Source organism: Streptomyces laculatispora (genome assembly GCF_017353455.1).
GTDB lineage: Bacteria > Actinomycetota > Actinomycetes > Streptomycetales > Streptomycetaceae > Streptomyces > Streptomyces laculatispora.
This window is the reverse complement of the sequence record NZ_JAFMPZ010000310.1, coordinates 1-7,931: the sequence shown is the minus strand read 5'-3', so window position 1 is coordinate 7,931 and position 7,931 is coordinate 1. Positions and strand designations below refer to the sequence as shown.

The window sequence follows — 7,931 nt, the reverse complement described above, 5'->3', positions numbered from 1 at the left end:
TACCGTTCGCCGGCGAACGGTCCCCCGGGGAATGGTGACAGATCAACGGCTGAGGACGCGGCGCGGCCCCGACCCGGCCCCGGCCCGGAACAGCCCACTCTACCGGGCCAGGTATCCCCCCGGTCAGTGCTCCGTCCGGGACGTGACCAGTTCGGTGAGGACGCCATGGCAGTCCTTGGGGTGCAGGAAGGTGATCCGGGACCCCATCGAACCCGTCCTGGGCTCGTCGTACAGCACCCTGACACCCTTCTCCCGGATGTCCGCGGCGTCCGCGTCCACGTCGGCCGTACCGAAGGCGATGTGGTGCACGCCCTCGCCGTTCTTGGCCAGCCACTTGCCGACGGCGGAGTCCTCGCGGGTCGGTTCCAGCAGCTGGAGGTAGGAGGCGCCGCCGTCCGACGTCTCGTTGATCTTGAGCATGGCCTCGCGTACGCACTGCTCCTCGTTGGTCTCGGAGTGGAAGACCTCGAACCCGTAGGTCGAGCGGTAGAACTCGACAGTGGCGTCGAGGTCGAAACAGGCGATCCCGATGTGGTCGATTCGCGTCAGCATGGGACCAGTGCAGCGCTCCGCGGATGGTTACGCAACGTGCGCGCGATCACACCCGCTGCCGGATGACGGAGGCGGTACCGCTCAGTACATTCAAGTAAACCCTCGTTCACAACCAATCCAAGGGGCTGCGCCTCATGTCAGGAACGACCGGTACCACCTCTGTGATCGTCGCGGGCGCCCGTACGCCCATGGGCCGCCTCCTCGGCTCGCTGAAGAGCTTCTCCGGGGCCGACCTCGGAGCCTTCGCCATCAAGGCGGCGCTGGAGCGGGCCGGCATCGGCGGCGACCAGGTCGAGTACGTGATCATGGGCCAGGTGCTGCAGGCCGGGGCAGGGCAGATGCCGGCACGGCAGGCCGCGGTCAAGGCGGGCATCCCGATGAACGTTCCGGCGCTCACCGTCAACAAGGTGTGCCTCTCCGGGCTCGACGCCATCGCGCTGGCCGACCAGCTGATCCGCGCCGGTGAGTTCGACATCGTCGTGGCCGGCGGCCAGGAGTCCATGACGAACGCCCCGCACCTGCTCCCGAAGTCGCGCGAGGGCCACAAGTACGGCGCGATCGAGATGCTCGACTCCATGGCGCACGACGGCCTGACCGACGCCTACGAGAACATCCCGATGGGTGAGTCCACCGAGAAGCACAACACCCGCCTCGGCCTGGACCGCGCGGCCCAGGACGAGATCGGCGCCCAGTCCCACCAGCGGGCCGCCGCCGCCCAGAAGAACGGCCTCTTCGAGGCCGAGATCACCCCGGTCGAGATCCCGCAGCGCAAGGGCGACCCGGTCCTCTTCTCCAAGGACGAGGGCATCCGGGCCGAGACGACCGCGGAGTCCCTCGGCAAGCTGCGCCCCGCCTTCGCCAAGGACGGCACGATCACCGCGGGCACCTCCTCGCAGATCTCCGACGGCGCCGCCGCGGTCGTCGTCATGAGCAAGGCCAAGGCCGAGGCGCTGGGCCTGGACTGGATCGCCGAGATCGGCGCCCACGGCAATGTGGCGGGCCCGGACAACTCGCTCCAGTCCCAGCCGTCCAACGCGATCCGGCACGCCCTCAAGAAGGAGGGCATCGGCGTCGAGGACCTCGACCTCATCGAGATCAACGAGGCGTTCGCGGCCGTCGCCGTCCAGTCCATGAAGGACCTCGGCGTGACCTCCGACAAGGTCAACGTCAACGGTGGCGCCATCGCGCTCGGTCACCCGATCGGGATGTCCGGCGCCCGCGTGGTGCTGCACCTGGCGCTGGAGCTGAAGCGGCGCGGCGGCGGCACCGGAGCGGCGGCGCTGTGCGGCGGCGGCGGTCAGGGCGATGCGCTGATCCTCCGCGTTCCGGGCAAGTAGCACGTAGTACGCAGAAACACGCAGCGAGCGAGGAGACAAAGCGGTGATGGTGGACGTCCCCACCCTGGTGGAGCAGGCCCGCGAGGGCAGGCCGCGGGCCGTGGCCCGGCTCATCTCCCTGGTGGAGGGGGCATCGCCGCAGCTGCGCGAGGTGATGGCGGCCCTGGCGCCGCTGGCGGGCAACGCCTATGTGGTCGGCCTGACCGGCTCGCCCGGTGTCGGCAAGTCGACATCCACGTCGGCGCTCGTCTCCGCGTACCGGCGGCAGGGCAAGCGGGTCGCCGTGCTCGCCGTCGACCCGTCGTCGCCCTTCTCCGGCGGCGCGCTGCTCGGCGACCGGGTCCGGATGTCGGACCACGCCTCCGATCCGGGCGTCTACATCCGCTCCATGGCCACCCGCGGACATCTGGGCGGCCTCGCCTGGTCGGCGCCGCAGGCGATCCGGGTGCTGGACGCGGCCGGCTGCGACGTGATCCTGGTGGAGACCGTGGGCGTCGGCCAGTCGGAGGTGGAGATCGCCTCCCAGGCCGACACCTCCGTCGTCCTGCTCGCCCCCGGTATGGGCGACGGCATCCAGGCGGCCAAGGCCGGAATCCTGGAGATCGGCGATGTGTACGTGGTCAACAAGGCCGACCGGGACGGTGCGGACGCCACCGCCCGCGAGCTCAACCACATGCTGGGCCTCGGGGCGTCCCGGGGCCCCGGTGACTGGCGGCCGCCGATCGTGAAGACGGTCGCCGCCCGGGGCGAGGGCATCGACGAGGTCGTCGAGGCGCTGGAGAAGCACCGGGCGTGGATGGAGGAGCACGGAGTGCTCGCCGAGCGGCGCGCGTCCCGCGCCGCCCACGAGGTCGAGACGATCGCGGTCACCCGGCTCCGCGAACGCATCGGCGACCTGCACGGCGACCGCCGCCTCGGCGCTCTCGCGGAGCGCATCGTGGCGGGTCGGCTCGACCCGTACACGGCGGCGGACGAACTGGTGGCGGGGCTGACCGGGGAGGGCTGAGCGGTTCCTCCCCCGTTCCCGGTGCGGCGTGCGGGCCGCACCGGGAACGGGCCCCGGCCGGACCCGGAGGCGGCGCACTCCCGTCCCATGGCTGACAACACGTCAGTCATGGGACGGGAGTGCGCCGTTCACGTCCTTCCGCCCTGCCGCACCCGCCCCGTCCGTGACACGATTGCCGCCGGTCACGTGTCATGCGTGCCAGGGGGGAGCGACACATGCTGGGTCCGCTGCGGGAGGACTCGCCCAGACGGATTGGCCCGTACGCGATACGGGCCCGGCTCGGCGCGGGCGGCATGGGGGAGGTCTTCCTCGGCGACCGGGGTGACGGGTCCGGCCCGGCCGCCGTCAAGACCGTCCGCCGCGACGTGGCGGGGGACCCCGGCTTCCGCGACCGCTTCCGCCGCGAGATCACCGTCGCCCGGTCCGTCACCGGGCCCCGCCTCGCGTCGCTGCTCGACGGGGACGCCGACGCCGAAGTGCCCTGGCTCGCCACCGAGTACGTCGCCGGACCCACCCTGTCCGCCGCCGTCCGGGGGGCGGGCGCGATGGACGAGGCCGAGGTGCGGATGCTGGGCGCCGGACTCGCCCGCGCCCTGGCGGCCGTCCACGCGGCGGGCATCGTCCACCGCGATGTCAAGCCCGGCAACGTGATGCTCGCCGCCGACGGTCCGCGCCTCATCGACTTCGGGATCGCCCGGGACGCCGGCAGCACCCCGCTCACCACCACCAGCCGGATGGTCGGCAGCCCCGCCTTCATGTCGCCGGAGCACGTGGCGGGCAGCGGACGCGTCGTCGCGGCCTCCGACGTCTTCTGCCTCGCCTCCGTGCTCTGCTTCGCCGCCACCGGCCGCGATCCGTTCGGGGACGGACCCGTCGCCGCGGTCCTCTACCGGGTCAAGTACGTCGAGGCCGACCTGGAGGAGGTGCCCGAGGGGCTGCGCGCGGTCCTGGAGGACTGCCTGAGCGCCGACCCCGCCGCCCGCCCCGCGGCCGCCGAACTGGCCGGCCGGCTCACCCCGGGCGCCGCCGCCGAGTGGCCCGCCCCGGTGGGCGGGCAGATCGCGGAGTACGGACGGGAGCTGGACCGGGTCAGCGCGCTGGACGGGCCGCTGCTGCCGGGCTACACACCCACCGAGGCGGCCACCGGGAGCCGGGCGGCGCCCCATCAACTTCCCACGCGGGGGACGGATTTCGCGCCAGGTCTGCATGTGGTGCCCACCCAGGGGCCGGGGCTGGGCGAGCCTGCGCGCTCCCGGCGGCGCCGCAACCTCGTGGCGGCCCTCGTCGCGCTCGCCCTGCTCGGAGCCGCGACCGGCGGCCTGCTGGCGCTGCGTGGCGGCGACGAGGGCGGCGACGGCGATCCGAAGAAGCCGGCCGCGGTGCTCGCCGGCATCGACGCCCAGGGCGGCCGGGAGGGCTCCGGCACCGTCCCGTACGGCCGCGACGTCCGCCCGGCCGGGTGGCACCCCTGGCGGAGCAGGATGACCGGGCATCCGTTCGGCTGCGCGGCGGGCCGGGACGTGCTGGTCTGCCGCAACACGGCCGGCTCGTACGAGGCGCTCTCGCCGTCCGACGGAAAGAAGCTGTGGGACTACTCGGCCCGACTGGACGCCGATGAGACCGGCGCCCGCATCAGCCCCACGGGGCAGGTCTTCATGCCGTCCGGATCTACCCGGCCCGCGGTCTACGGCGATCAGGTCCTGCTCGCCTCCGGAGACCGGCTCGTCTCGCTGGACTCCCGTACCGGGAAGGTCCGTTGGGAGACCCGCGCTGGTTCCGCCCACGGCTTCGAGAGCGCACCGCTGGTGGCCGACGGATTGGTCTTCGCGGCTGTCGGCCCCACCCCGCAAGGCGCCCGGATCGCAGGGTTCGACCTCGCCACCGGTAAGGAGAAGTGGCGCAGACCGCTGGTGGGCGAGGACCTCGCGAAGGTCGAGGAGTACGACTTCTGGCCGCTGGCCACCAGGGACAAGACGCTCTACCTGCTCGGCCAGGGCGGGCTGCGCGCCCTGCGCACCGAGGACGGCGCGGAGCTCGGCCGCGCGACGGGCGAGCAGACCTCCCAGTGCCACGACGCGCTCGTCCGCGCCCCGCACGTCTACTGCGCCGCGTACACGTACTCCGCCGAGGGCGAGCACATGGCCGTCCAGCGGCTCGGCACCCCCTCGCTCGAATCCGCCGGTGAGATCCCGCTGCCGGACGAACTCACCGACGGGGCCGGGCTCGTCGCCGTGGACGATCACGTGGTCGTCCTGGTCCGGGGCGCCCGCCCCTGGGAGGAGGACGACATCGACCCGGAGATCGTCCTGGCCCGGCGGGACGACGGCGCAGCCCTCGCCCGCTATCCGCTGGACCGGAGATCGTTCAGCAGCCGCATCAACGCGGTCTCGTCCCCGATGATCGTCGCGGACACCCTGGTGTGGGCGGACAGCACCAGCCTGTACAGCGTCGCCCTGCACAACGGGTCCAAGCCCGGTCCGCTGCGCACCACCGTGCTCAAGGGGGCGCCCGGGCCCGAACTGCGCAAGGACTACGACACGCTCCAGTGGGGGCTCCTCATGTCCGACGAGGTGCTGCCGCCGGAGGTCCTGCCGGTCGGCGGAGCCGTCTACGTCATTCACCACGGCGGCAGGGTGTTCTCCGTCCCGCTGCCCGGCGCGTCCGCCTCGTGATCGAACGCCTGGCCCCCGGCACCCGGACACGGATCGGCCCCTACCGGATTCTCGGCCTGCTCGGCGCGGGCGGCATGGGCGAGGTGTACCTGGCCCGGCCGGCCGGGGATCCCGCCGGAGGACTTGTCGCTCTGAAGACCGTACGGGCCGAACTCGACCTGGACGACGGGTTCCGTGTCCGGTTCCGGCGGGAGACCGAGGCGGCGGCCGCCGTGCGCAGCCCCCGCACCGCCGCGTTCGTCGGGGGTGACTCGACGGGCCGGATTCCCTGGCTCGCCACCGAGTACGTTCCGGGCCCCTCCCTCGCCGAGGCGGTGGCCCGGGGCGGGCCGCTGCCCGAGCAGGTGGTGCGGGCCATGGGCGCCGGCCTGGCCCTGGCGCTCGCCGACATGCACGCCGTACGGGTGCTGCACCGCGACCTCAAACCGGGCAACGTGCTCCTGGGCCCCGACGGGCCCAAGGTGATCGACTTCGGCATCGCCCAGGCCTTCGACGCCACGCAGCTGACCCGTACCGGTGTCGTGGTCGGCAGCCCCGGATACATCTCGCCCGAGCACGTCAACGGCTCGTCGGCGCTGGTGCCCGCCTCCGACGTGTTCTGTCTGGGCGCGGTGCTGGCGTTCGCGGCCGCGGGCCGCGGCCCGTTCGACGACTCCGACATGGCGGCGGTGATCTTCCGGATCGCCTGCGGGGAGGCCGAACTCTCCGGTGTGCCCTCGCCGTTGCGCGAGGTGATCACCCGGTGCCTCGATACGCGGCCCGAGGAGCGCCCCGCCCCGCGGGAGCTGGCCGCTCTGCTGCTCCCCAAGCAGCCGTCCGCCCCGTTCCCCTGGACACCGGGGGTACGGGCCCAGCAGGCCGAACACGAGCGGGCGGCCAGGGCGTGCGCCGACTCGGCACCGGCCGAGCCCGCTCCCGAGCCCGCGCCCGCCGTGCCGCCACTGCCGCCCCGCCCGCCACTCGCCGCCGCCACTGCGCCCGGGGCCGGGACGGACGCGCCGGCGGGCCGCCGCCGGACGCTTCAGGTGGTGCTGGTGGCCCTGGCGGTCACGGTCTGCCTGCTGTTGGGCCATGCGCTCTGGCCGGACCCCGCCCCCCGGGGCGGTGACCCGGGGGGCGGCGCCCGGTCCACGGGTCCCGGCGCCGGTCCGTCCCACGCCGCCGGGGCCGTCGGCGTTCGCGCGCTTCCCCGGGCCGACAGCGGCCGGACCGGGGACTTCGGCAAGGCCGCAACCGATCAGTCCGTCCGGCCCGCGGGCTGGAAGGCGTGGCAGGCCACGGTCGAGGGCGCCGCGGGCGGCTGCAGCCTCGCCGAGTCGGCGCTGCTGTGCGGAGGATCGAAGGGGGTCACCGCGCTCGACGCGGCCGACGGCGAACAGCGCTGGCGGACCCCGGAGGGGGCACAGGGCGCCACGGCTGCCGTCGTCGCCGGCTTCACCAAGGGGACCGTGTACGCGTTCGTCGGCCACGCCCTGGTCGGCTACCGGATCACGGACGGCCGGGAGCAGTGGCGCGCGAAACTGCCCGCCGGGCACACCGGCTCGGCCGCCGTCCAGGACGGCGGCACCCTCTACTACGTCACCCGCGGCGGCACCCCGGCCACCGGCAGGCTGGCCGCCCGCCGGCTCACGGGCGACCGGGGCGAACTGTGGAACAAGCCCTACGCCGGGACCCGGCCCACCCTGGTCGCCGACGACGGGCGGCTGGTCGTGGTCGCGGGAGACACCCGGATCCTCGACGGGCCGACGGGCACCGTGCAGGAGCAGCTCTCCGTGAACGACTTCCCCTGCCGGGACCCGGCGCTCAAGGGCCGCCTGCTGGTCTGCCGGGCGGTGGGGAGGGGAGTCGCCGTCATGAACGACGTGACCCGGCCCCGGGCACACCGGATCATCGCCGAGGGGATCGCGGTCCGATACCCGGTGGCGCTGACCGACGACGGAACCGTGGTGATCGACAGCGACGATCGCCTGCACGCCTTCGACGTGGCCGACGGCCGTCCGAAGTGGTCGGGGAACCCGGTCTACCAGGGCGGCATTCCGTCGGTGGCGGGGGACCGGATCCTCGCGGCCAGGGCCTCGGGGGTGGGCACGTACCGGCGGACGGACGGGGAGCCGACGAACACCACCGGGTACACCGGCGTCCCCTACCCGCCCGAGGGCCCGCCGCAGCTGCTGGCCGTCGGTGACGTCGTGTTCCTCACCTTCGACGACGGCACGGTCGTCTCCGGTTACGTCCCCTAGGGTCTTTCGTTTGGATCAGGCTGGATCAGGGAGCGGGGTCCGGTGCGTGCAGATGCAAGGCGGAGGAGGGAGTCAGTGCGGAGCATGGGCGACCGACGACAACACGGCAGGTGCGCGTGCCGGA

Annotated in this window: 5 protein-coding genes; 4 read left to right on the top strand and 1 reads right to left on the bottom strand. The window is 73.4% G+C overall.

Going from position 1 to position 7,931, the window contains the following annotated elements:
• Positions 1-123: 123 nt before the first annotated feature.
• Positions 124-552 carry a methylmalonyl-CoA epimerase gene (mce, locus tag J1C73_RS17080; protein WP_207317139.1) on the bottom strand — a complete coding sequence of 143 codons (429 nt, stop codon included), beginning with the start codon at positions 550-552 and terminating at the stop codon, positions 124-126.
• 134 nt (positions 553-686) lie between these two features.
• Here mce and J1C73_RS17075 point away from each other — a divergent pair, with 134 nt between their 5' ends.
• The 4 genes from J1C73_RS17075 to J1C73_RS17060 all read left to right on the top strand — a co-directional run bounded on the left by J1C73_RS17075 (position 687) and on the right by J1C73_RS17060 (position 7,807).
• Complete coding sequence (locus tag J1C73_RS17075; protein WP_207317138.1) at positions 687-1,889, top strand: acetyl-CoA C-acetyltransferase; 1,203 nt, start codon at positions 687-689, stop codon at positions 1,887-1,889.
• 46 nt (positions 1,890-1,935) lie between these two features.
• Complete coding sequence (gene meaB / locus J1C73_RS17070; protein ID WP_207317137.1) at positions 1,936-2,895, top strand: methylmalonyl Co-A mutase-associated GTPase MeaB; 960 nt, start codon at positions 1,936-1,938, stop codon at positions 2,893-2,895.
• Positions 2,896-3,110: 215 nt separating this feature from the next.
• Positions 3,111-5,567 carry a serine/threonine-protein kinase gene (locus J1C73_RS17065; protein ID WP_207317136.1) on the top strand — a complete coding sequence of 819 codons (2,457 nt, stop codon included), beginning with the start codon at positions 3,111-3,113 and terminating at the stop codon, positions 5,565-5,567.
• A complete protein-coding gene (locus J1C73_RS17060) occupies positions 5,564-7,807 on the top strand; it encodes a serine/threonine-protein kinase (protein WP_307797712.1) in 2,244 nt (747 codons plus the stop codon). Before J1C73_RS17065 ends, J1C73_RS17060 begins: the two co-directional genes overlap by 4 nt.
• Positions 7,808-7,931 lie beyond the last annotated feature (124 nt).